This window comes from Pseudomonas sp. NBRC 100443, assembly GCF_030268185.1.
Lineage (GTDB): Bacteria > Pseudomonadota > Gammaproteobacteria > Pseudomonadales > Pseudomonadaceae > Pseudomonas > Pseudomonas citronellolis.
This window is the reverse complement of record NZ_BSQE01000001.1, coordinates 234,420-258,253: the sequence shown is the minus strand read 5'-3', so window position 1 is coordinate 258,253 and position 23,834 is coordinate 234,420. Positions and strand designations below refer to the sequence as shown.

Annotated in this window: 18 protein-coding genes and 1 pseudogene; 15 read left to right on the top strand and 4 right to left on the bottom strand. The window is 68.6% G+C overall.

Annotated elements, in window-relative coordinates; genetic code table 11:
• Positions 1–239: 239 nt before the first annotated feature.
• The 3 genes from QSJ95_RS01155 to QSJ95_RS01145 are packed head-to-tail and all read left to right on the top strand — an operon-like array spanning position 240 to position 4,662.
• Entirely contained in the window at positions 240–2,321 is a 2,082-nt protein-coding gene (locus tag QSJ95_RS01155; protein WP_285639278.1) for a 3-hydroxyacyl-CoA dehydrogenase NAD-binding domain-containing protein, read from the top strand.
• 9 nt (positions 2,322–2,330) lie between these two features.
• Positions 2,331–3,521 carry an acyl-CoA dehydrogenase family protein gene (locus QSJ95_RS01150; protein ID WP_285639276.1) on the top strand — a complete coding sequence of 397 codons (1,191 nt, stop codon included), beginning with the start codon at positions 2,331–2,333 and terminating at the stop codon, positions 3,519–3,521.
• Between the two features lie 10 nt (positions 3,522–3,531).
• Complete coding sequence (locus QSJ95_RS01145; RefSeq protein WP_285639275.1) at positions 3,532–4,662, top strand: acyl-CoA dehydrogenase family protein; 1,131 nt, start codon at positions 3,532–3,534, stop codon at positions 4,660–4,662.
• A 516-nt stretch (positions 4,663–5,178) separates the two neighbouring features.
• Here QSJ95_RS01145 and QSJ95_RS01140 read toward each other — a convergent pair.
• On the bottom strand, positions 5,179–5,964 hold the full coding sequence (locus QSJ95_RS01140; protein WP_285639273.1) for an IclR family transcriptional regulator: 786 nt from the start codon (positions 5,962–5,964) through the stop codon (positions 5,179–5,181).
• A gap of 182 nt (positions 5,965–6,146) precedes the next feature.
• Here QSJ95_RS01140 and QSJ95_RS01135 point away from each other — a divergent pair, with 182 nt between their 5' ends.
• Positions 6,147–7,778, top strand: a complete 1,632-nt coding sequence (locus QSJ95_RS01135; RefSeq protein WP_285639271.1) for an AMP-binding protein — start codon at positions 6,147–6,149, stop codon at positions 7,776–7,778.
• Between the two features lie 50 nt (positions 7,779–7,828).
• Positions 7,829–9,364, top strand: a complete 1,536-nt coding sequence (locus tag QSJ95_RS01130) for a 3-hydroxyacyl-CoA dehydrogenase (protein ID WP_285639269.1) — start codon at positions 7,829–7,831, stop codon at positions 9,362–9,364.
• Between the two features lie 912 nt (positions 9,365–10,276).
• Here the strand turns inward: QSJ95_RS01130 and rsgA are convergent.
• A complete protein-coding gene (gene rsgA / locus QSJ95_RS01125; RefSeq protein ID WP_285639268.1) occupies positions 10,277–11,308 on the bottom strand; it encodes a small ribosomal subunit biogenesis GTPase RsgA in 1,032 nt (343 codons plus the stop codon).
• Between the two features lie 89 nt (positions 11,309–11,397).
• On the opposite strand from rsgA, the gene orn reads away from it, so the two are divergent.
• Positions 11,398–11,940: an oligoribonuclease gene (gene orn / locus QSJ95_RS01120; RefSeq protein ID WP_043268584.1), complete on the top strand. Its 543-nt coding sequence runs from the start codon at positions 11,398–11,400 to the stop codon at positions 11,938–11,940.
• Positions 11,941–12,217: 277 nt separating this feature from the next.
• On the opposite strand, the pseudogene QSJ95_RS01115 reads toward orn, so the two are convergent.
• Together QSJ95_RS01115 and queG are read right to left on the bottom strand one after the other, a co-directional pair.
• Positions 12,218–12,334: pseudogene (locus QSJ95_RS01115) on the bottom strand (tRNA epoxyqueuosine(34) reductase QueG); the annotation flags it as partial.
• Between the two features lie 81 nt (positions 12,335–12,415).
• Positions 12,416–13,504: a tRNA epoxyqueuosine(34) reductase QueG gene (gene queG, locus QSJ95_RS01110; protein ID WP_285639266.1), complete on the bottom strand. Its 1,089-nt coding sequence runs from the start codon at positions 13,502–13,504 to the stop codon at positions 12,416–12,418.
• Between the two features lie 82 nt (positions 13,505–13,586).
• On the opposite strand from queG, the gene QSJ95_RS01105 reads away from it, so the two are divergent.
• The 9 genes from QSJ95_RS01105 to hflC all read left to right on the top strand — a co-directional run bounded on the left by QSJ95_RS01105 (position 13,587) and on the right by hflC (position 23,750).
• Positions 13,587–15,089 (top strand): NAD(P)H-hydrate dehydratase, encoded by a 1,503-nt coding sequence (locus QSJ95_RS01105; protein ID WP_285639264.1) that lies wholly within the window; start codon positions 13,587–13,589, stop codon positions 15,087–15,089.
• Positions 15,077–15,544 carry a tRNA (adenosine(37)-N6)-threonylcarbamoyltransferase complex ATPase subunit type 1 TsaE gene (gene tsaE, locus QSJ95_RS01100; protein WP_069863176.1) on the top strand — a complete coding sequence of 156 codons (468 nt, stop codon included), beginning with the start codon at positions 15,077–15,079 and terminating at the stop codon, positions 15,542–15,544. The genes QSJ95_RS01105 and tsaE overlap by 13 nt, the downstream gene beginning before the upstream one ends.
• An 8-nt stretch (positions 15,545–15,552) precedes the next feature.
• Entirely contained in the window at positions 15,553–16,989 is a 1,437-nt protein-coding gene (gene amiB / locus QSJ95_RS01095; protein WP_043299953.1) for an N-acetylmuramoyl-L-alanine amidase AmiB, read from the top strand.
• Complete coding sequence (mutL, locus tag QSJ95_RS01090; protein ID WP_285639256.1) at positions 16,986–18,896, top strand: DNA mismatch repair endonuclease MutL; 1,911 nt, start codon at positions 16,986–16,988, stop codon at positions 18,894–18,896. Before amiB ends, mutL begins: the two co-directional genes overlap by 4 nt.
• 92 nt (positions 18,897–18,988) lie before the next feature.
• Entirely contained in the window at positions 18,989–19,954 is a 966-nt protein-coding gene (gene miaA / locus QSJ95_RS01085; protein WP_009613482.1) for a tRNA (adenosine(37)-N6)-dimethylallyltransferase MiaA, read from the top strand.
• Between the two features lie 100 nt (positions 19,955–20,054).
• A complete protein-coding gene (gene hfq / locus QSJ95_RS01080; protein ID WP_003095657.1) occupies positions 20,055–20,303 on the top strand; it encodes an RNA chaperone Hfq in 249 nt (82 codons plus the stop codon).
• A gap of 12 nt (positions 20,304–20,315) precedes the next feature.
• A complete protein-coding gene (gene hflX, locus QSJ95_RS01075; protein WP_285639251.1) occupies positions 20,316–21,617 on the top strand; it encodes a ribosome rescue GTPase HflX in 1,302 nt (433 codons plus the stop codon).
• 94 nt (positions 21,618–21,711) lie between these two features.
• On the top strand, positions 21,712–22,881 hold the full coding sequence (gene hflK / locus QSJ95_RS01070; protein ID WP_009613468.1) for an FtsH protease activity modulator HflK: 1,170 nt from the start codon (positions 21,712–21,714) through the stop codon (positions 22,879–22,881).
• Positions 22,881–23,750, top strand: a complete 870-nt coding sequence (gene hflC, locus QSJ95_RS01065) for a protease modulator HflC (protein ID WP_009613467.1) — start codon at positions 22,881–22,883, stop codon at positions 23,748–23,750. Before hflK ends, hflC begins: the two co-directional genes overlap by 1 nt.
• Positions 23,751–23,834: the final 84 nt, after the last annotated feature.

Here is a 23,834-nt window from a genome sequence, read left to right as displayed (position 1 = left end):
GGAATGCCCAAGCACACCGAACGGTCCCCTCTCCCTTCAGGGAGAGGGTTAGGGAGAGGGGGCGGAGTCAAGCCACGACACCGAAGCAGCCGGGAGGCACCGTTCGCGAGCAAGGGCTAGGCGCCCCCCTCGCTCCTACGAAAAGCACAACACCCCTCGACAACCCCCAGTGATCTTTATATTCTGCACAGCGAAACATAATTCCGTTAAAAACCACAATTACAACGGAGACGCTGAGCATGTCCGAGGTAGTGCAGGTCGAACGTCACGCCGACGTGGCCCTGATCAAGGTCGACAATCCCCCGGTCAACGCCCTGGGCCTGGCGGTGCGCGCCGGGTTGCTGCGGGCCTTCCGCGAGGCCGAGGCGGATGCCGCGGTGCGCGCGGTGGTGCTGGTGTGCGCCGGGCGCACCTTCATGGCCGGGGCGGATATCAAGGAATTCGGCAAGCCGCCGCAGGCGCCCTCGCTGCCCGAGGTGGTGGAAGCCATCGAGGCCTCCGCCAAGCCCAGCGTGGCAGTCATCCACGGCACCGCCCTGGGCGGCGGGCTGGAAGTGGCGCTGGCCTGCCATTACCGCATCGCCCGGGCCGACGCCCAGGTCGGCCTGCCGGAAGTGAAGATCGGCCTGCTCCCCGGCGCCGGCGGTACCCAGCGCCTGCCGCGCCTGGTTGGCGTGGAGCGGGCGCTGGAGATGATCGTCTCCGGCAACCCGGTGAAAGCGCCGCAGGCCCTGAAATACGGCATCCTCGACGAACTCGTCGACGGCGACCTGGCCGAAGCCGGCCTGGCCTACGCCCGCCGCCTGCTGGACGAGGGCCGCGGCCCGCGCCGCAGCGGCGAGCGCCAGGTGCAAGGCGACGCCGCGCTGATCGCCGCCAAGCACGCCGAAGTGCAGAAGCGCATGCCCGGCCTGTTCTCCCCGCTGCGCTGCGTGGCCGCGGTGGAAGCCGCCAGCCGCCTGCCCCTGGCCGAGGGCCTGAAGCGCGAGCGCGAACTATTCCAGGAATGCCTGGAGTCACCGCAGCGCGCCGCCCTCATCCACGCCTTCTTCGCCGAGCGCGAAGCGACGAAGATCGCCGGCCTGCCCGCCGACACCCCGGTGCGCGAAATACGCACGGCCGCGGTGATCGGCGGCGGCACCATGGGCGTGGGCATCGCCCTGTGCTTCGCCAACGTCGGCATCCCGGTGAAGCTGCTGGAAGTCGACGCCGCCGCCCTCGACCGCGCCCTGCAACGCGCCCGCGCCACCTACCAGGCCAGCGTCGAGCGTGGCAGCCTCACCAGCGACGCAATGGAAAAGCGCCTGGGCCTGATCCAGGGCGTGCTCGACTACGCCGCGCTGGCCGACGCGGACCTGGCGATCGAAGCCGTGTTCGAGAGCCTGGAGGTCAAGCGCCAGGTCTTCGAGCGCCTGGACGCGGTGTGCAAGCCCGGCGCCATCCTCGCCAGCAACACCTCGTCGCTGGACCTCGACGCCATCGCCGCCTTCACCCGCCGCCCGCAGGACGTGGTCGGCCTGCACTTCTTCAGCCCGGCCAACGTCATGCGCCTGCTGGAAGTGGTGCGCGGCCGCGAGACTTCCGCCGAAGTGCTGGCCAGCGCCATGCAAATGGGCAAGCGCCTGAAGAAGGTCGCGGTGGCGGTGGGCGTGTGTGACGGCTTCGTCGGCAACCGCATGATCTTCCAGTACGGCCGCCAGGCCGAGTTCCTCCTGGAGGAGGGCGCAAGCCCGGCCCAGGTGGACGCCGCCCTGCGCGACTTCGGCATGGCCATGGGCCCGCTGGCGGTGCGCGACCTCTCCGGGCTGGACATCAGCCACGCCATCCGCGAGCGCCAGCGCCCCGGCCTCGAGCCCGGGCAGACGCTGCCCACGGTGCTCGACCACCTGTACGCCGCCGGCATGCTCGGGCAGAAGAGCGGCGCCGGCTTCTACCTCTACCCGCAAGGCTCGCGCACCCCGCAGGACAACCCGGCGCTGCCGGCCATGCTGGAGCAGGCCGCGGCCACCCGCGGCATCGTTCGCCAGCCGGTGACTAACGAGCACATCGTCGAGCGCTGCCTCTTCGCCCTGGTCAACGAGGCCGCGCGCATCCTCGACGAAGGCATCGCCCAGCGCGCCAGCGACGTCGACCTGATCTTCCTCAACGGCTACGGCTTCCCCGCCTGGCGCGGCGGCCCGCTGTTCCACGCCGACCGCCTGGGCCTGGACCAGGTGCTGCAACGCATCCGCGAATTCCACCAGCGCTTCGGCGCCTGGTGGGAGCCGGCGCCGCTGCTCGAACGCCTGGTGGCCGAAGGCCGCCGTTTCGCCGACCTCTAAGGAACCGCCATGGACATCCACTTCACCCCCGACGAACTGGCCTTCCGCGACGAAGTCCGCGCTTTCCTGCGCGACAAGCTGCCGGCCGACATCGCCAGCAAGGTGCGCCTGGGCAAGCACCTGAACAAACAGGACCACCAGCGCTGGCAGCGCGCCCTCAGCGAGCAGGGCTGGTACGCCAGCCACTGGCCGGTGGAATTCGGCGGCACCGGATGGAACGCCGTGCAGAAGCACATCTTCGAAGAGGAATGCGCCGCCTTCGGCGCGCCGCGCACCATCCCCTTCGGCGTGAACATGGTCGCCCCGGTGATCATCAGGTTCGGCACCCCGGAGCAGCAGGCCCACTACCTGCCGCGCATCCTCGACGGCACCGACTGGTGGTGCCAGGGCTACTCCGAGCCGGGCGCCGGCTCCGACCTGGCGTCGCTGAAGACCCGCGCGGTGCGCGAGGGCGAGTATTACGTGGTGAACGGCCAGAAGACCTGGACGACACTGGGCCAGCACGCCGACTGGATCTTCTGCCTGGTGCGCACCGACCCGGAGGCCCAGCAGCAACGCGGCATCAGCTTCCTGCTGATCGACATGAAGAGCCCCGGCATCACCGTGCGGCCGATCATCACCCTGGACGGCGAGCACGAGGTCAACGAAGTCTTCTTCGACAACGTGAAGGTGCCGCTGCAGAACCTGGTCGGCCGCGAGAACGAAGGCTGGACCTGCGCCAAGTACCTGCTCACCTACGAGCGCACCGGCCTGGCCGGCATAGGCGCGTCCAAGGCGGTGCTCGCGCACCTCAAGCGCGTGGCCAGCCGCGAGCTGTGCGACGGCAGGCCGATGCTGGAAGACCCGCTGTTCCGCGCCCAGGTGGCCGAGGTGGAGATGCAGTTGATGGCCATCGAGATGAGCACCCTGCGCATCCTCGCCGCCGCCCGCGAAGGCGGCGTGCCGGGGGCGGAAAGCTCGATCCTCAAGGTCAAGGGCACCGAGATCCGCCAGGCCATCAGCCACCTGCTGCGCAAGGTCATCGGCCCCTACGCGCTGCCCTTCCTCGAAGAGGAATTCGAGCTGGGCGCCGAGCCGCTGCACGCCGACTACGCCAGCGCGCCGGCCAGCCAGTACTTCAACCTGCGCAAGCTGTCGATCTTCGGCGGCTCCAACGAAATCCAGAAGAACATCGTCTCGAAGATGATTCTCGAGCTGTGAGGGCGTGAGCATGGACTTCAAACTCAGCGAAGAGCAGCAGATGCTGCAGGACACCGCGGCGCGCCTGGTGCGCGACGAATACGCCTTCGACAAGCGCGAGGGCTTCGGCAAGAGCGAGCTGGGCTATAGCGCCGGCTTCTGGCGTCAGTTGGGCGAGCTGGGGCTGACCTCGGTGTCGCTGCCCGAAGCCTACGGCGGCTTCGGCGGCGGCGTGGACAGCATGCTGGTGCTCACCGAACTGGGCCGCGGCCTGTGCCTGGAGCCCTACCTGCAATCGGTGGTACACGCCGGCGGGCTGCTCGCCCAACTGGGCAGCGAGGCACAGAAGGAAAGCTGGCTGCCGCGCATCGCCAGCGCCGAGGCGCAATTGGCGGTGGCCCTGGAAGAGCCGCAGAGCCATTACCAGTTGCACGACGTGCAGACCCGCGCGGAACAGGCCGGCGACGGCTGGAAGCTCAGCGGCCGCAAGGCGGTGGTGGTCGGCGGGCAGAGCGCCGCGGCGATCCTGGTTTCGGCGCGGGTAGCGGGCAACGCGCGGGACGAGGCGGGCATCGGCCTGTTCCTGGTCGATCCGCGACAACCCGGCGTGCAGCGCCGCACCTATCCGACCATCGACGGGCAGAAGGCTTGCGAGCTGTTCCTCGACGGTGCCGTAGCCGAAGCCGTGGGCGTTCCCGATGAAGCATTGCCGGCGCTGCGCTATCAGCAGGGCCGCGCCATCGCCGCGCAGTGCGCCGAAGCCCTGGGCAGCATGCAGGAAGCCTGCGCCCTGACCCTCGACTACCTGAAGACGCGCAAGCAGTTCGGCGTGCCCATCGGCAAGTTCCAGGTGCTGCAGCACCGCATGGTGGACATGCGCAGCGAGCTGGAGCAGGCCACCAGCATGGCCATCCTGGCCGCGTGCGTGGCGGACCAGCCGGACAGCGCCGAGCGCAGCCGCACCCTGGCGGCGGCGAAATTCATCGTCACCCGCGCCGGGCGCTACATCGCCGAGCAGGCGATCCAGCTGCACGGCGGCATCGGCATGACCTGGGAATACGTGCTGGCGCACCACGCCAAGCGGCTGGTGATGCTGGGTCACCAGTTGGGCGATGACGACCATCACCTGAAGGCTTATGCAGGGTTGATGGAGGTGGCGTAGGGCAGGCCTGCGGCCCCCTCACCCTAACCCTCTCCCGGAGGGAGAGGGGACCGTTCGGTGTGTGCGGGGAGGTTGGAGTCAGTCGGAAACCCAGGCGTTTCCGGCTGAAACCCCACTCCCAGCCGGCACGGACAGCTCCCTCTCCCTCTGGGAGAGGGCTGGGGTGAGGGAAGCCTGACTCAAAGGCCCTTGCGGAATTGATGGAGGTGGCGCAGGGCAGGCCTGCGGCCCCCTCACCCTAACCCTCTCCCGGAGGGAGAGGGGACCGTTCGGTGTGTGCGGGGAGGTTGGAGTCAGTCGGAAACCCAGGCGCCCCCGGCTGAAACCCCACTCCCAGCCGGCACGGACAGCCCCCTCTCCCTCTGGGAGAGGGCTGGGGTGAGGGAAAAGCCCGAGCACCGAGCCCAATCCGTAGGGCGCATAACGCGCCAGCGTTATCCGCCGATAAGCCGAGGCCGTGATCGATGGGTATCGCTTCGCTCAACGCCATCCTACGAATCGTGCAGCCGGGTTGGTTCAGGCCCCCAGGCTCTCGATATCCCGCGCCAGCATCTCCAACTCATGGGCCAACGTCCCCTTGAGCGTTTCCTCACTCAACTGGAACGACGGCGCACCACAAGTCAGCGCCATCAGCCCCCCATCGGCCAGCCGCAGCGGCACACCAGCCGCACGCACATTGCGATCCCAATCGCCGAGGGACAGGCAGAAACCATGCTCGCGATATTCCTCGAAGGAACGCTCCAGCGACGCACGCATGGCCGCCCAATCGCCTTCATGGCGCGCCTCCAGGGCCTGCAGCAAATGCTCTCGCTCCTGCTCCGGAGTCGCCGCCAGGTAGGCACGACCCGCAGCAGTGGTAGCCAACGGCAGGCGCACGCCAGCGTCCATGCGCAGCGAGGTAGCCTCCGGCGGCCGGCAGTTCTCCACGTAGATCATCGATAGCCAGTCGCGGCAGGTCAGGCCCACGGTGGTGTTGGTGCGGCGGGCGAAGGCGTCCATGTAGGGCTTGGCCAGCTGGCGCACGCGCAGGTTCGACACGTAGGCATAGCCCAGGGCGAGCACGCCGGAATCCAGCTGGTACTTCTCGTGCTGTTGCGAATAGCTGAGGTAGCCGAGCCTGGTCAGCGTATACGTCATGCGCGACACGGTCGGCTTGGGCAGGCCGGTGATCCGCGCGATCTCCTGGTTGCCCAGCACCACCGAGCCGTGGGTGAAGGCGCGCAGCACGTCCAGGCCGCGGGCCAGGGCCTCGACGAACTTGCGGTCCTTGGGTGCGCTGGAGTCTTCGAAATCGTCGCTCATGCTGCCTCGGCTATGGGGAAATAAGGGCCGGAGCGGCGTCCGGCGCGGGCGAACGATAGCAGATCGGCATGCCGCGGACAGCAGGGCGACGGGCCGTTGCACAGGCAAAGGCTATCGCATACCATCGATTTCGACATCATGTTTCGCAGAGCAGAATAACAATTCACTGATGGAGGGCGACGATGCCCGTCACTGCCGAAAGCCATGTCGCCGCGCAATTCGCCGCGCGCGGTTACCGCAACGTCCACGACCTGCTGCGCGACGCCAGCCGCGAACACCCCGAGCGCCCCGCCTTCTCCTGCGCCGGCAGCTGCCTGAGCTTCGCCGAGCTGGAGCGCCAGGCCGACGCCTTCGCCCGCTACCTGCGCCACTGCGCCGGCCTGCAACCCGGCGAGCGCCTGGCGCTGATGCTGCCCAACTCCCTGCAATATCCCATCGCCGCCTTCGGCGCGCTCAAGGCCGGGCTGGTGCTGGTCAACACCAACCCGCAGTACACCGCCGGCGAGCTGAGCCACCAGCTGCGCGACTCCGGCGCCGTGGCCATACTGCTGCTCGACCGCCTACTGCCGCTGCTGCGCAAGGTGCAGGGCGACAGCGCGGTGCGCCAGGTGCTGCTGACCTCGGTGGAAGACATGCAAGCCCCGCAGTACGCCTGCGACGAGCCCGACGCCACGCGCTTCATGCAGGCCCTGCGCCTGGGCGTCGAGGCCCCGCCGCTGGACGCCGAGCCGGGCCTGGAGCGCCTGGCGCTGCTGCAGTACACCGGCGGCACCACCGGCCTGTCCAAGGGCGCCATGCTCAGCCACTACAACCTGCTGGCCAACGTCATCCAGACCCTGGAACTGTTCATGCGCCCGGGCCTGCTCGACCCGGCCAGCGACGTGCGCATCGCGCCGCTGCCGCTGTACCACATCATGGCCTTCTCCACGAACTGCCTGAGCTCCGTGGCCATGGGCCTGCACACCGTGGTGATCCGCGACGGGCGCAACCTCGACGAGATCATCGAGGCCATGCGCCGCTACCCCTTCACCCTGCTCAGCGGGCTGAACAGCCTGTTCGTCGGGCTGATGAACCACCCGGCCTTCGCCAGCCTGGACTTCAGCCACCTGAAGTGGGTGACCAGCGGCGGCGCGCCGCTGAACCTGGAAGTCGGCCGGCGCTGGCAGGCGCTCACCGGCGCCCCGGTGCTGGAGGGCTTCGGCCTCACCGAGGCGTCGCCGGTGGTGTGCACCAACACCCGGCTGACGCCCTACCGCGAGGGCTTCGTCGGCCAGCCGCTGATCGACACCCAGGTGCGCATCCTCGACGAGGAGGGCAACCCGTGCCCGCTGGAAGTCCCCGGCGAGCTGTGCCTGCGCGGTCCGCAGGTGATGCTCGGCTACTGGGGCCGCCCGGAGGAAACCGCCCAGGTGCTGGACGCCGACGGCTGGCTGCGCACCGGCGACATCGCCCTGCAGGACGCCAACGGCCTGCTGAAGATCGTCGACCGCAAGAAGGACATGATCCTGGTGTCGGGCTTCAACGTCTTCCCCAACGAGGTGGAGGACGCGGTGATGCGCCACCCGGGCATCCGCGAGTGCATCGCCATCGGCGTGCCGGACCTGCGCAAGGGCGAATCGGTGAAGCTGTTCGTCAGCCTGCGCGACCCGGCCCTGGACGCCGCCGCGATCATCGCCCACTGCCGCGAGCACCTCACCGGCTACAAGGTGCCGAGCTTCGTCGAGATTCTCGACGAGTTGCCCAAGACCTCGGTGGGCAAGATGCTCCGCCGCCAGTTGCGCGACCTGGAGGCACGACGGAACCCCACGCCGTGACCCCAGCGACTAAGGTGAAGACAAGCCAGCCAGACGGGGACGCCACGTCCATGCCAGCCAGCAACCTTCCCGCGTTCCGCCGCATCGGCGTGATCGGCGCCGGCGCCATGGGCCGCGGCATCGCCCAGCTGTTCGCCAGCGCCGGGGTGCCGGTGCAGCTCTACGACAGCCGCGCCGAGAGCATCCAGCAGGCCCTGGACTTCAACCGCGAGCTGCTCGAGCGCGCCGCCGCCAAGGGCAAGCTCGGCGCCGACGCCCTGGCCGCCACCCTGCAGCGCCTGCAAGCGGCGCACAGCCTCGACGAGCTGGCCGGCTGCGACCTGCTGGTCGAGGCCATCGTCGAAGACCTCGGCGCCAAGCAGGCGCTGTTCGCCGAGCTGGAGGCGCGGGTGGCGGACGACGCGGTGCTGGCCAGCAACACCTCGTCGCTGTCGGTCACCCGCATCGCCGCGCGCTGCCGCCGCCCCGAGCGGGTGGCCGGCTTCCACTTCTTCAACCCGGCGCCCCTGATGCGCATCGTCGAGGTGGTGCGCGGCCAGCGCACCGACGAGGCGGTGATAACGCGCCTTTCGCGCCTGGCCGAGCAGGCCGGGCACTTCCCGGCGGTGAGCCCGGACAGCCCCGGCTTCATCGTCAACCACGCCGGCCGCGCCTACAGCACCGAGGCCCTGCGCATCCTCGGCGAGGGCATCGCCAGCGCCGCGCAGATCGACCGCATCCTGCGCGACGGCGCCGGCTTCCGCATGGGGCCCTTCGAACTGTTCGACCTGACCGGGCTGGACGTCTCCCACGCGGTGATGGAGTCGCTGTACCAGCAGTTCTACCAGGACCCACGCTACCTGCCCTCGCCCCTGGCGGCGCAGCGGGTGGCCGCCGGCCTGCTCGGGCGCAAGAGCGGCGAGGGCTTCTACCGCTATCGCGACGGCCAGCCGCTGCGCGAGCCGGAGCCACAACCCGAGCCAGTGCTGCTGGACCGGCCCTTCTGGCTGGACAGCCAGGACCCGGAGCTGCGCCACCACGTCGGCCAGTTGCTGATCCAGGCCGGGCTGGTGCTGGAGAGCGCCGAGGCGCCTTCGGCCCGCGCCATCTGCCTGGTCACCCCGCTGGGGGAAGACGCCAGCACCCGCATCGACGCCCTCGGCCTGCCGGCGGAGCGCAGCCTGGCCCTGGAAAGCTTCGGCGACCTCGACAAGCGCCGCGTGCTGATGCGCCAGCCGGCCCTCGACCCGCAGCTGGAAGCCCAGGCGCGCCAGGCCCTGGGCGCCGACGGCGTGCCGGTGGAGGTGATCAACGACTCCGCCGGCTTCGTCACCCAGCGAGTGATCGCCGGCATCGTCAACCTGGGCTGCGAGATCGCCCAGCGCGGCATCGCCACCCCGGTGACCCTCGACCGCGCGGTGCAACTGGCCCTGGGCTACCCCTTCGGCCCGCTGGCCTTCGGCGAGCACTACGGCGCGGCGCGCATCCTCACCATCCTCCAGGGCCTGCAGGCCTGCTACGGCGAACCGCGCTACCGCCCCAGCCCCTGGCTGCGCCGCCGCGTGCAGCTGGACCTGCCGCTGCACGCCCCGGATGCCGCCGACTGACCCCGATGGCCCTTGTAGGAGCGGGCCCTGCCCGCGAATCGCGCGCAGGGCGCGCTCCTACAGGGGAACGGCGTGGTGGGGCAGCGTAGGAGCGGATCTCATCCGCGAATCGCACCGGGACGTCCGGCTATCGCGGACAAGGTCCGCTCCTACGGGTAATGCTGTTCACTTAAGAAAGGATGCCGTTTCTCTGCCTGGGGGAAACGGTATTTTTCATTTGGGGTTATGGCTTGGCTCGCGAAGCTTGCCCCACTCCGGCCTTAACCTCGTCATTGCCGCGAACAATACTTGCGCTGGCCCGAAGGGGAATAACCCAGTTGCCTTGGCTTGGGTGTTTCTGCGCCGCACCGAGTCTGCCCGACCTTCTTGTTTCGCCCCCTCGGGCGAGTCCCTTTTGTCAAACGCCACAAAAGGAACCAAAAAGGCTTGCCCCGCATACGGGCCCGATGGAGCCGGGCTACCCTCGCGAATTCCCCCGCCACGGAGGCCCGCCCCGAGGGTACGTCCCTGTAGCCCATCGGGGCTCTCGCGACATCCATGTCGCATGACCTCCTGAGCGCCGGTTTCGCTCGGCCTTCTGAAGGGGCGTTTCGGAGTGCGCGGATGTTTCTCTGGAAGTCTCAAGAGCAAAAGCCAGAGCGAATGCGCTTTGGCTTTTCGTAGGAGCGAGCTTGCTCGCGAACCCAGGGTTCGCGCTCTCGGGAATGACGAGAGGAGGTAGGCGTTCCGGGATGACGCCGAACTCCCCGCACGCTCCGAACAGCCCCCTCTCCCTTTGGGAGAGGGCTGGGGTGAGGGAGCGAGGCCAAGCTGGCGCACCTTCGCTGAACTACCACATATCGCTTAAGTGAACAGCATTACAGTGAAGGCGGGCCTGGCGCTCCGACAAAGTTGTCGGAGCGCGGGCGCTGATCAGTAATCCGTTTCCGGCAGGCTGGCGAGAATGTGCCGATAACTGGCCATGCGCTGCGGGCTGATGCGGCCTTCCTCCAGAGCCTTGAGCAGCGCGCAGCCGGGCTCGCGGTCGTGCTTGCAGTCGCGGAAGCGGCAGTGCCCGAGCAGGTCGCGGAACTCGATGAAGCCGGCCTCGACGTCGTCGCGAGTGACGTGCCCCAGGCCGAATTCGCGGATGCCGGGGGAGTCGATCAGGTCGCCGCCGGCGGGGAAGTGGAACAGCCGCGCCGTGGTGGTGGTGTGGGTGCCCTTGCCGGTGATCTCCGAGAGGTCGCCGACGCGGGTGTCCACCCCCGGTAGCAGGGCGTTGACCAGCGACGACTTGCCCACCCCGGACTGGCCGACGAACACGCTGACGTGATCGTTCAGCGCCGCGCGCAGGGCGTCCATGGCCAGGCCGTTGAAGGCCGAGACCTCCAGCAGCGGGTAGCCCAGGTCGCGGTAGGTGCCCAGCAGCGCGTCGATCTGCTCGGCGTTCTGCTCGTCGATCAGGTCGGCCTTGTTCAGCAGCAGCAGCGGCTGGATGCCGGCGTGCTCGGCGGCGATCAGGTAGCGGTCGATCAGGTTGGCGTGGGGCTCGGGCCGCGGGGCGAAGACGATGACGATGCGGTCGACGTTGGCCGCCACCGGCTTGAGCAGGCCGCGCATGTCCGGGCGGCACAGCTCGGAGGTGCGCGGCAGCTGCGCGACTATCACGCCGATGCCCTGGTTGCCCGGGCGCCAGACCACGCGGTCGCCGGTCACCAGTGGCGGCAGGTTGGCGCGCAGGTGGCAGCGCAGCACCTCGCCGGCGTGCTCGCCCTCCAGCGCCTCGACTTCCACCTGGACGCCGAAGTGGGCGATCACCAGGCCGTTCTGCTCCGGCCCCAGGTCGCCGCCTTCCAGCTCCTCCAGGGTGCGCGACTCGCGCTTGGCGGCGCGTGCGGCGCGCTCTTCCTGGATCTTTTCGATGCGCCAGCTCTGCCGGCGGGTGAGATGACGCTTGGCCATAGGGAACCCGAGTGAAAAATCGCCGGCGAGTTTAGCATGCCCCGGCGCGCTTCCCGCTAAACTAGGGGGCTTGAGCCGAGGAGCGCAGCATGCAGAACCCACAGAACCTGATCTGGATCGACCTGGAGATGACCGGCCTGGACCCGGACCGGGACGTGATCATCGAAATGGCCACCATCGTCACCGACAGCGAGCTGAACATTCTCGCGGAAGGCCCGGTGATCGCCGTGCACCAGAGCGAGGAGACCCTCGCCGGCATGGATGAGTGGAACACCCGCCAGCACGGCCAGTCGGGCCTGACCCAGCGCGTGCGCGAAAGCACCATCGACGCCGCCCAGGCCGAGGCCATGACCCTGGCCTTCCTGGAAAAATGGGTGCCCAAGCGCGCCTCGCCGATCTGCGGCAACAGCATCTGCCAGGACCGCCGCTTCCTCTATAGGTACATGCCGAAGCTGGAGGCCTACTTCCACTACCGCAACCTGGATGTCTCCACCCTCAAGGAACTGGCGGCGCGCTGGGCCCCGCAGGTGCGGGATGGCTTCAAGAAGGGCAATACCCACCTGGCGCTGGACGACATCCGCGAATCCATCGCCGAGCTGCGCTATTACCGCGAGACCTTCATCAAGGTCTGAGTCGCTGGTTTTTCGTAGGAGCGAGCTTGCTCGCGAACGGGGTTTCCAGGTGGCTGAGGTGTGTCGGTTTGGCTCCGCTCCCTCTCCCTAACCCTCTCCCTGAAGGGAGAGGGGACCGTTCGGAGTGCTTGGATGCTCTGGAGTTAGCCGGCAACTCCGATGGTTTCCAGCTGAAACCATTCCTTCTTTCGGCACGGACAAGCCCCCTCTCCCTTCAGGGAGAGGGCTGGGGAGAGGGGCTCTTCAGGACGCGCTCCGAACCCAGCCAGCAGAACCCCTACCGTCCCACCCCATGCCGCCGCAGCGCCCACTCGATGTGCTCGCGCACCAACTCCGACGGAAACTCCCGCCGCGCCTTCAGCGCCTCTATCACTGGAGTGCTCGAAGGTGCATTTGAAGTGCTTTTCGTAGGATGGGTTGAGCTTGCGATACCCATGCGGTCATGGCGATGGGTATCGCTTCGCTCAACGCCATCCTACGGGGCATTGCCGGAAGGTGTAGGGGCGATCCCATGCCGCCGCAGCGCCCACTCGACGTGCTCGCGCACCAACTCCGACGGAAACTCCCGCCGTGCCTTCAGCGCCTCTATCACCGGAATGCTCGAAGGCGCATTCCCCAGCCCCACCGCCAGGTTGCGCAGCCACCGCTCATAGCCCGCACGGCGTAGCGGCGAGCCCTCGGTGCGGCTGAGGAACTCTTCTTCGCTCCAGAGGAACAGCTCGGCCAACTCGGCATTGTCCAGCCCGTGGCGCGGCTGGAAGTCGCCCTGCTCGCTGGGCCGGGCGAAGCGGTTCCAGGGGCAGACGATCTGGCAGTCGTCGCAGCCGAATACCCGGTTGCCCATGGGCGCGCGCAGTTCCTCGGGGATCGGGCCCTTCAGTTCGATGGTCAGGTAGGAGATGCAGCGCCGCGCGTCCAGCACGTAAGGGCCGACGAAGGCGTTGGTCGGGCAGATGTCCAGGCAGGCGCTGCAGCGCCCGCAGTGCTCGCTGCCGTGGGGTTCGTCCAGGGGCAGCGGCAGGTCGGTGAAGAGTTCGCCGAGGAAGAAGTAGCTGCCGGCCTTGCGGTTGAGCAGCAGGGTGTTCTTGCCGATCCAGCCGAGCCCGGCCTGTTCGCCGATGGCCTTCTCCAGCACCGGCGCGCTGTCGACGAAGGCGCGGTAGCCGAACGGGCCGACCTCCTGCTGGACGCGTTCGGCCAGCTGCTGCAGGCGCTTGCGCACCAGCTTGTGGTAGTCGCGGCCCAGGGCGTAGCGCGATACGTAGGCCTTCTCCGGCTCGGCCAGGCGCTGCGCCATGCGTGTGTCGCCGGGCAGGTAGTCCATGCGCAGCGAGACCACCCGCAGGGTGCCGGGCACCAGTTCGTCCGGGCGCCAGCGCTTGCTGCCGTGGGCGCCCATGTAGTCCATCTCGCCGTGGTAGCCGGCGGCCAGCCAGCGCTGCAGGTGCTCGCCGTGGCTGGCCAGGTCCAGCCCGCCGATGCCGACCTGCTGGAAGCCCAGCTCGCGGCCCCAGGCCTTGATGCGTTCGGCGATGGCGCTGTAATCGGATGTGGAATCGTGCATGCGGGGGCGGGAAAGCGGGACCGGGGTAGGTATAATTCTGCCAGACCGCGCCGACCGGCGCCCGATTCCCCGCGGAAACCCGATGAATTCGCACCTTCACGACAGTCTGCCGACCGCGCTGTACAGCGCCCGGCAGGTGCGCGACCTCGACGCGTGCCTGATCGCCGCCGGCACCTCCGGCTTCGAGCTCATGCAGCGCGCCGCCCATGCCGCCTGGCGCGCCCTGCGCCGGCGCTGGCCGGACGCCGGGCGCCTGACGGTGCTGGCCGGGCACGGCAACAACGCCGGCGACGGCTACCTGGTCGCCGCCCTGGCCCAGCGCGCCGGCTGGAACGTGCGCGTGCTGGCGGTGGGCGACACCGCGCGGCTGGCCGGCGACGCCGCATCCGCCCACGCCGAGGCCCTGGCCGCCGGCGTGACCCTCCTGCCCTGGCACGAACACGCCGAACTGCATGGCGTGCTGGTGGATGCGCTGCTCGGCACCGGCCTCGGTGGCGCGGTGCGCGACCCGTACGCGGCGGCCATCGCGCGGATCAACGCCAGCGGCCTGCCGGTCCTGGCCATCGACATCCCCTCCGGCCTCAGCGCCGATACCGGCCAGGTGCTGGGCTGCGCGGTGCGCGCCGACCTGACGGTGACCTTCATCGGCCTCAAGTTCGGCCTGTTCACCGGCGAAGGCCCGGACCAGTGCGGCGAGCTGGCCTTCGACAGCCTCGACGCCGACCCCGCGCAACTGCCCGAGGAGGCCCAGGCCACGCGCCTGGCGCCCAGCAGCCTGGCGCAGCTGGCGCCGCGGCCGAAGGCGGCGCACAAGGGCCTGTTTGGCCACCTGCTGCTGATCGGCGGCGATCACGGCATGGGCGGCGCCACCCTGCTGGCCGGCGAAGCGGCCCTGCGCAGCGGCGCCGGGCTGGTCTCCGTCGCCACCCGCGCCGCCCACGTGCCGGCGGCGCTGGCGCGCTGCCCGGAACTGATGACCCGCGGCGTGTCCTCGTCAGCCGAGGTGCTGCGCGCCACCGAGCGCGCCAGCGTGCTGGTGGTCGGCCCCGGCATCGGCCGCAACGCCTGGGGTCGCTGCCTGGCCAGCGCCGCGGCCAGTCTGGAGCTGCCCCAGGTGTGGGACGCCGATGCGCTCAACCTGCTGGCCGAGGGCCAGGTGCAGCGCCCGGCGGGCAGCCTGGTGATCACCCCGCACCCCGCCGAGGCGGCCCGCCTGCTGGGCCGCTCCACCGCCGAGGTGCAGGCCGATCGAGCCGCCGCCGTGCGCGAGCTGGCCAGCCGCTACCAGGCGGTGGCCGTGCTCAAGGGCGTCGGCAGCTTGGTCGCTGCGCCGGACGGTCGCCTGGCGTTGTGCTCCCATGGTCATCCGGCCATGGCCACCGCCGGCCTGGGTGACGTGCTGTCCGGGATAGTTGGCGCGTTGCTGGCGCAGAAAATGGAACCCTTCGACGCCGCCTGCCTGGCTGTCTGGCTGCACGCCCGCGCCGGCGAGCTGCTTGGCGCGCAGGGGCGGGGGCTCGCGGCCAGCGACCTGATCCCTGCCGTTCGTCAGTTGCTCGAGGAGTTCGCCCCATGCCTGAACTGAAGCTGTTCGCCGACGGCGAGGAGGCCATGTACGCGCTGGGCGCGAGGATCGCCCAGGCTACCGGCGGGCGCGGGGTGATCTACCTGCACGGCGACCTCGGCGCCGGCAAGACCACGCTCTCGCGCGGCATTCTGCGCGGCCTGGGCCATGCCGGGGCGGTGAAGAGCCCGACCTTCACCCTGGTCGAGCCCTACGAGCTGGGCGAGGTGCGCGCCTTCCATTTCGATCTGTACCGCCTGGCCGACCCCGAGGAACTGGAATATCTGGGCATCCGCGATTACTTCGAAGGCGACGCCCTGTGCCTGATCGAGTGGGCCGAAAGGGGCGCGGGCATTTTGCCAAAGGCCGACCTGGACATTACCATTACCCCGCAAGCGGGCGGCCGCATGCTGCGCCTGGAACCGCACGGAGTGCGGGGCGAAGCCTGGTGCGCCGTCCTGGCTACGGGAGCATGAGAAAAAACATGGGTTGGGGGTTGCGCCTTCGGGCGCTGTTGGCCGGGTTGTTCATCCTGCTGGCGCTGGGCGCCGGCGAGGTTCTTGCCGCCGCGCAAATCACGCAGATCAAGAGCGTGCGCCTGTGGCGCGCGCCGGACAACACGCGCCTGGTGTTCGACCTGTCCGGCCCGGTGCAGCACAGCCTGTTCACCCTCAGCGCGCCGAACCGCATCGTCATCGACCTCAATGGCGCGCAGCTGAGCACCGCGCTGAACCAGCTCAAGCTGAAGAACACCCCGATCACCTCGGTGCGCTCGGCGCAGCGTTCGCCCACCGACCTGCGCCTGGTGCTGGACCTCTCGGCCCAGGTGACGCCCAAGAGTTTCGTCCTGCCGCCCAACCAGCAGTACGGCAACCGCCTGGTGGTGGACCTCTACGACCAGGGCGCGGACATTACCCCCGACGTGCCCGCCACGCCCACGCCGAACCAGCCGGCCACCCCGGTGACGCCGACGCAGCCGGTGGCCAAGGCGCCGGTGCCGGCCGGCGGCAAGCGCGACATCATCATCGCCATCGACGCCGGCCACGGCGGCGAGGACCCGGGCGCCTCCGGCCCGAACGGCCTGCACGAGAAGAACATCACCCTGTCGATCGCCCGCGAACTGCAGCGGCAGATCAACCAGATGAAGGGCTTCCGCGCCGAGCTGACGCGCACCGGCGACTACTTCATCCCGCTGCGCGGGCGCACCGCCATCGCGCGCAAGAAGGGCGCCGACCTGTTCGTCTCCATCCACGCCGACGCCGCGCCCAGCCGCAGCGCCTTCGGCGCCTCGGTGTTCGCCCTCTCCGACCGCGGCGCCACCTCCGAGACCGCGCGCTGGCTGGCCGACAGCGAAAACCGTTCCGACCTGATCGGCGGCGACGGCAGCGTCAGCCTCGACGACAAGGACCACATGCTCGCCGGCGTGCTGCTCGACCTGTCGATGACCGCCACCATGTCCTCCAGCCTGGACGTCGGGCACAAGGTGCTGACCAATGTCGGCCGCGTCACCTCGCTGCACAAGAACCGCGTCGAGCAGGCCGGCTTCATGGTGCTGAAGTCGCCGGACATCCCGTCGATCCTGGTGGAGACCGGCTTCATCTCCAACCCCGGCGAGTCGCAGAAGCTCAACAGCGCCTCGCACCAGCAGGCCCTGGCCCGCTCCATCGCCGCCGGCGTGCGCCAGTACTTCGTGCAGACGCCGCCGCCGGGCACCTACATCGCCTCGCTGCGCGACGGCGGGCAGATTTCCAGCGGGCCGCGCCAGCACGTGGTGCGCGCCGGCGAGAGCCTGTCGATGATCGCCGCTCGCTACGACGTGAGCATGGCCACCCTGCGCAGCACCAACAACCTGAAGACCGATAGCGTGCGCATCGGCCAGGTGCTGAACATCCCCGCGACTTCCCTGGCGGCGCAGCAATGAACGAAGCACGCCGCATCCAGCTGCTCAGCCCGCGGCTGGCCAACCAGATCGCCGCCGGCGAGGTGGTCGAGCGCCCTGCCTCGGTGATCAAGGAACTGCTGGAGAACTGCCTGGACGCCGGCGCCCGGCGCATCGACGTCGAGGTGGAACAGGGCGGCATCAAGCTGCTGCGGGTACGCGACGACGGCGGTGGCATTCCCGCCGACGACCTGCCGCTGGCCCTGGCGCGCCACGCCACCAGCAAGATCCGCGAGCTGGAAGACCTCGAGGCGGTGATGAGCCTGGGCTTCCGCGGCGAGGCCCTGGCCTCGATCAGCTCGGTGTCGCGGCTGACCATGACCTCGCGCACCGCCGACGCCGAGCAGGCCTGGCAGGTGGAGACCGAGGGCCGCGACATGCAGCCGCGGGTGCAGCCGGCGGCGCACCCGGTGGGCACCAGCGTCGAGGTCCGCGACCTGTTCTTCAACACCCCGGCGCGGCGCAAGTTCCTGCGCGCCGAGAAGACCGAGTTCGACCACCTGCAGGAAGTCATCAAGCGCCTGGCCCTGGCCCGCTTCGACGTGGCCTTCCACCTGCGCCACAACGGCAAGACCATCTTCAGCCTGCACGAGGCCGCGGATGAGACCGCCCGCGCGCGCCGCGTCGGCGCCGTGTGCGGCCCGGCCTTCCTCGAGCAGGCGCTGCCCATCGAGATCGAGCGCAACGGCCTGCACCTGTGGGGCTGGGTCGGCCTGCCGACCTTCTCCCGCAGCCAGCCGGACCTGCAGTACTTCTACGTCAACGGCCGCATGGTGCGCGACAAGCTGGTCGCCCACGCGGTGCGCCAGGCCTACCGCGACGTGCTCTACAACGGCCGCCACCCGACCTTCGTGCTGTTCCTGGAGGTCGACCCAGCGACGGTGGACGTCAACGTGCACCCGACCAAGCACGAAGTGCGCTTCCGCGACAGCCGCATGGTCCACGACTTCCTCTATGGCACCCTGCACCGGGCGCTCGCCGAGGTGCGCCCGGACGACCAGCTGGCGCCGCCGGGGGCCACCACCCTGACCGTGCCGCGCCCCACCGGGCAGGCCGCCGGGGAATTCGGCCCGCAGGGCGAGATGAGCCTGTCGGACAAGGTGCTGGAGGCCCCGGCCGCGGCGCGCAGCTGGAGCGGCTCGGGCGGTTCCTCCGGTTCCGGCGGCGGCTATTCCTACCAGCCGCAGCGTCAGGACATGCCGCCCGCCGCCGAGGCCCAGGGCGCCTACCGCGCCTATTTCGCGCCGCTGCCGGAACAGGCCGCGACGGCCGCGCCCCAGGCTCTGCCGGAAAGCGCCCAGGATGTCCCGCCGCTGGGCTACGCCCTGGCCCAGCTCAAGGGCATCTACATCCTCGCCGAGAACGCCCACGGCCTGGTGCTGGTGGACATGCATGCGGCCCATGAGCGCATCACCTACGAGCGCCTGAAGGTCGCCATGGACAGCGAAGGCCTGCGCGGCCAGCCGCTGCTGGTGCCCGAATCCCTGGCGGTGAGCGAACGCGAGGCCGACTGCGCCGAGGAACACGGCGGCTGGTTCAGCCGGCTCGGCTTCGAGCTGCAGCGCCTGGGCCCGGAAAGCCTGGCGATCCGCCAGATTCCCGCGCTGCTCAAGCAGGCCGAGGCGACCCAACTGGTGCGCGACGTGCTCGCCGACCTGCTGGAATACGGCACCAGCGACCGCATCCAGGCGCACCTCAACGAACTGCTCGGGACCATGGCCTGCCACGGCGCGGTGCGCGCCAACCGGCGCCTGACGCTGCCGGAGATGAACGCCCTGCTGCGCGACATGGAAATCACCGAGCGCAGCGGCCAGTGCAACCACGGCCGGCCCACCTGGACGCAGCTGGGCCTGGACGAGCTGGACAAACTCTTTCTGCGCGGGCGCTGAAATAAAGCCAGCGTTAAGCCAAGTGCAGTAAACTGCGCGCCAATCGATTCAGCGCGCGGTTTGCGCGCGCCCGTTCTGCCGAAGAGTTGCCGATGTCCTCCCTGCCTCCCGCCATCTTCCTCATGGGCCCGACCGCCGCCGGCAAGACCGACCTGGCGCTGGAGCTGGCGCGGCTGCTGCCCATCGAGCTGGTCAGCGTCGACTCGGCGCTGGTCTACCGCGGCATGGACATCGGCACGGCCAAGCCCTCGAAGGACATCCTGGCCGAATTCCCGCACCGCCTGATCGACATCCGCGATCCGGCCGAAAGCTATTCGGCGGCGGAATTCCGCGCCGACGCCCTGGCGGCCATGGCCGAGATCACCGCGGCGGGGCGCATCCCCCTGCTGGTTGGCGGCACCATGTTGTATTTCAAGGCATTGCTGGAAGGTATGGCGGACATGCCCAGCGCCGATCCGGCGGTGCGCGCCGAGCTGGAAGCCTGGGCCGCGGCCGAGGGCTGGGCGGCGCTGCATGCCGAATTGCAGCGGGTCGACCCTGAGTCGGCGGCGCGCATCCACCCCAACGATCCGCAACGCCTGGTCAGGGCGCTGGAAGTGCAACGCGTCAGCGGCTTGTCGATGAGCGACCACCGCCGCCGCCAGGCGGCTGAAAATGCCGGTGCCAGCGCGCCAGGCGCGGCGCAATTACCGTATACTGTGGCGCAACTGGCGATTGCACCTCAGCAGCGCCAGGTACTGCACGCGCGAATCGCGCAACGTTTTCGTCAGATGCTGGAACAGGGCTTCATCGCCGAGGTCGAAGCACTTCGCGCGAGAGACGACTTGCACGCCGCTCTGCCATCCATTCGTGCCGTGGGCTACCGACAGGTATGGGAATACCTCGAGGGCAAACTGTCCTACGCTGAGATGGAGGAGCGCGGCGTGATTGCCACCCGGCAACTAGCCAAGCGCCAGTTCACCTGGCTGCGCAGCTGGGGCCATCTACACTGGTTGGACAGTCTGGCAGGCGACAATCTGCCGCGTGCCTTGAAATATCTTGAGGCGGTCTCCATATAGGTTCGAGACCATAATTCAGCCGTCTATCCTTGGGGTTACCGACGGCAACAAGCCATTCGACTACTACTAAATCTATTGATTCCCTAAAGGAGTGCGGCATATGTCAAAAGGGCATTCGCTACAAGACCCTTACCTGAATACCCTGCGAAAAGAACGCGTACCGGTCTCCATCTACCTGGTGAACGGTATCAAGCTGCAAGGTCAGATCGAATCCTTCGACCAGTTCGTGATTTTGCTGAAGAACACTGTCAGCCAGATGGTCTACAAGCACGCCATTTCCACCGTCGTGCCCAGCCGTCCGGTGCGTCTGCCCAGCGGCGATCAACCGGCCGAGCCGGGCAACGCTTGACGGTAGCCCGCCTTGTTCTTTGAGCGCCCGGGTGGTGGGGAACGGGCCATTCTGGTCCATCTGGAAGGTCAGGACCCCGAGGCGCGCGAAGACCCGCAGGAATTCCAGGAGCTGGCCCGTTCGGCGGGCGCGGAGTCGGTGGCATTCGTCAACGTTTCGCGCCATCAGCCGTCGGCCAAGTTCCTGATCGGCAGTGGCAAGGTCGATGAGCTGCGCGACCTGGTGCAAGTCCAGGACGTCGAGCTGATCATCTTCAACCACACCCTCACGCCCAGCCAGGAACGCAACCTCGAACGCGTCCTCGAATGCCGGGTGCTCGACCGTACCGGTCTGATTCTCGACATCTTCGCCCAGCGCGCCCGCACCCATGAGGGCAAGCTGCAGGTGGAGCTGGCGCAGCTCGAACACATGAGCACGCGCCTGGTGCGCGGCTGGACCCACCTGGAAAGGCAGAAGGGCGGTATCGGCCTGCGCGGTCCGGGTGAAACCCAGCTGGAAACCGACCGCCGCCTGTTGCGCGCACGCATCCGCCAGATCAAGCAGCGCCTGGAGAAGGTCCGCAGCCAGCGCGAACAGGCCCGCCGTGGCCGGCGCCGGGCGGAAATCCCCTCGGTTTCCCTGGTCGGCTACACCAACGCCGGCAAGTCCACGCTGTTCAACGCCCTGACCACTTCCGAGGTCTATGCGGCCAACCAGCTGTTCGCCACCCTCGATCCGACCTTGCGCCGGCTCGAGCTGGAGGACGTCGGCCCGGTCGTGCTGGCCGACACCGTGGGCTTCATCCGTCACCTGCCGCACAAGCTGGTCGAGGCCTTCCGCGCTACGCTGGAAGAGTCGAGCAACGCCGACCTGCTGCTGCACGTGATCGATGCCCACGAGCCGGAGCGCGACGCGCAGGTGGAGCAGGTGCACGCGGTGCTGACCGATATCGGCGCCAACGAGCTGCCGATGCTCGAGGTGTACAACAAGATCGACCTGCTGCCGGACATGGACGCGCGAATCCAGCGCGACGAGACCGGCAAGCCGGTGCGGGTCTGGCTCTCCGCCCGTGACGGGCGCGGGCTGGAACTGCTGGAAAAGGCGGTGGCCGAGCTGCTGGGCGACGACCTGTTCGTCGGCACGCTCTGCCTGCCGCAGCGCCTGGGGCGCCTGCGCGCGCAGTTCTTCGAACTGGGCGCGGTGCAGTCCGAGGACCATGACGAGCAGGGACGCGCCGTTTTGCAGGTTCGCCTGCCGCGTGTCGAGTTGAACCGCCTGGTCAGCCGCGAGGGATGGCAGCCGGCGGAGTTCATTGCGCAACACACTTTGCAATAAAGCCCGGAACGGTGCTTTTGGCACCGGGCGGGGCATTCGGTAGCATGGGTGGTCGCGCCGCTGGCGCGTTTCGCGTTACTAGATGGAGAGCGCTATGGCTTGGAATGAGCCGGGTGACAACTCGAACAAGAACGATCAGGACCCCTGGGGTGGGCGCCGTGGCGGCGGCCGCCAGGGCCCTCCGGATCTCGATGAGGCCTTCCGCAAGCTGCAGGACAGCCTCAATCGCATCTTCGGCGGCAAGAAACCGCGCGGCGGCAGCCCCGTCGGCGGCAAGGGCGGTGGCCTGGGCCTGTTCGGCATCGGCCTGGCCGTGCTCGCCGTGCTCTGGCTGTACAACGCCATCTACGTGGTGGACGAGCAGGAGCAGGCGGTGATCCTGCGCATGGGCAAGTACTACGACACCGTGGGCCCGGGCCTGAACTTCTACTTCCCGCCGATCGACAGGAAGTTCCAGGAGAACGTCACCCGCGAGCGTGCCTACAGCAAGCAGGGGCAGATGCTCACCGAGGACGAGAACATCGTCGAGGTCCCGCTGACCGTGCAGTACAAGGTCAGCAACCTGAAGGACTTCGTGCTCAACGTCGACCAGCCCGAGGTCAGCCTGCAGCACGCCACCGAGAGCGCCCTGCGCCACGTGGCCGGCTCCACCACCATGGACCAGATCCTCACCGAGGGCCGCGAACAGATGGCCACCGAGGTGCGCGATCGCCTGCAGCGCTTCCTGGACACCTACAAGACCGGCATCACCGTGACCCAGGTGAACATTCAGAGCGCCGCCGCCCCGCGCGAGGTGCAGGAAGCCTTCGACGACGTGATCCGTGCCCGCGAAGACGAACAGCGCGAGAAGAACCAGGCCGAAGCCTACGCCAACGGCGTGGTGCCCGAAGCCCGCGGCCAGGCCCAGCGCATCATCGAGGAAGCCAACGGCTACCGCGACGAGGTGGTTGCCCGAGCCGAGGGTGAGGCCGACCGCTTCAGCAAGCTGGCCGGCGAATACCGCAAGGCGCCGGAGGTCACCCGCGAGCGCCTGTACCTGGACACCATGCAGGAGGTCCTGTCGCAGAGCAGCAAGGTGCTGGTCACCGGGCAGCAGGGGCAGAACAACCTGATCTACCTGCCGCTGGACAAGATGATCGACGGCCGTGGCTCGGCGACGCCGGGCAGCGGCGCGGCGGGTACGACGAGCAGCACGCCGGACATCGGCTCGCGGGTCGCCAGCGACCTGCAGCAACGTGACCTGCGCACCAGGGAGAGCCGCTGATGAGTAACAAGTCCCTGATCGCCCTGATCGCCGCCGTGGTGGCTGCCGTGGCGCTGTGGAGCAGCATCTACGTGGTGCAGCAGACCGAGCGCGCGGTGCTGCTGCGCTTCGGCCGCGTGGTCGAGTCGGACGTGCAGCCTGGCCTGCACTTCAAGATTCCCTACGTCAACCAGGTGCGCAAGTTCGACGGCCGCCTGCTGACCCTGGACTCGCCGACCCAGCGTTTCCTCACTCTGGAGAAGAAGGCAGTGATGGTCGACGCCTACGCCAAGTGGCGTGTGGCCGATGCCGAGCGCTTCTATACCGCGACCTCGGGCCTCAAGCAGATCGCCGACGAGCGCCTGTCGCGGCGCCTGGAAGCCGGCCTGCGCGACCAGTTCGGCAAGCGCACCCTGCACGAGGTGGTGTCCGGCGAGCGCGACGCATTGATGGGCGACATCACCGCGTCGCTCAATCGCATGGCGCAGAAGGAGTTGGGCATCGAGGTCATCGACGTGCGCGTCAAGGCCATCGACCTGCCGAAGGAAGTCAACCGCAGCGTGTTCGAGCGCATGAGCACCGAGCGCGAGCGCGAGGCCCGCGAGCACCGTGCCAAGGGCCGCGAACTGGCCGAGGGTATCCGCGCCGACGCCGACCGCCAGCGCCGCGTGCTGTTGGCCGAGGCCTATCGGCAGTCCGAGGAAACCCGCGGTGAGGGCGACGCCAAGGCGGCGGCGATCTACGCCAAGGCCTACAACCAGGACCCGGAGTTCTATGCCTTCACCCGCAGCCTCAAGGCCTACCGCGACAGCTTCGCCGACAAGAAGGACGTCCTGGTGCTGAGCCCGGACAACGAGTTCTTCCGTTATCTGGAGAAGTCCAAGCCCTGAGTGGGTTCTCCGGCGGGCGGCAGCGCCCGCCGGAGAAAACGTGTTATCATGGGTCAGCCGGGAAATCCCGGCTTTTTTGCGTCC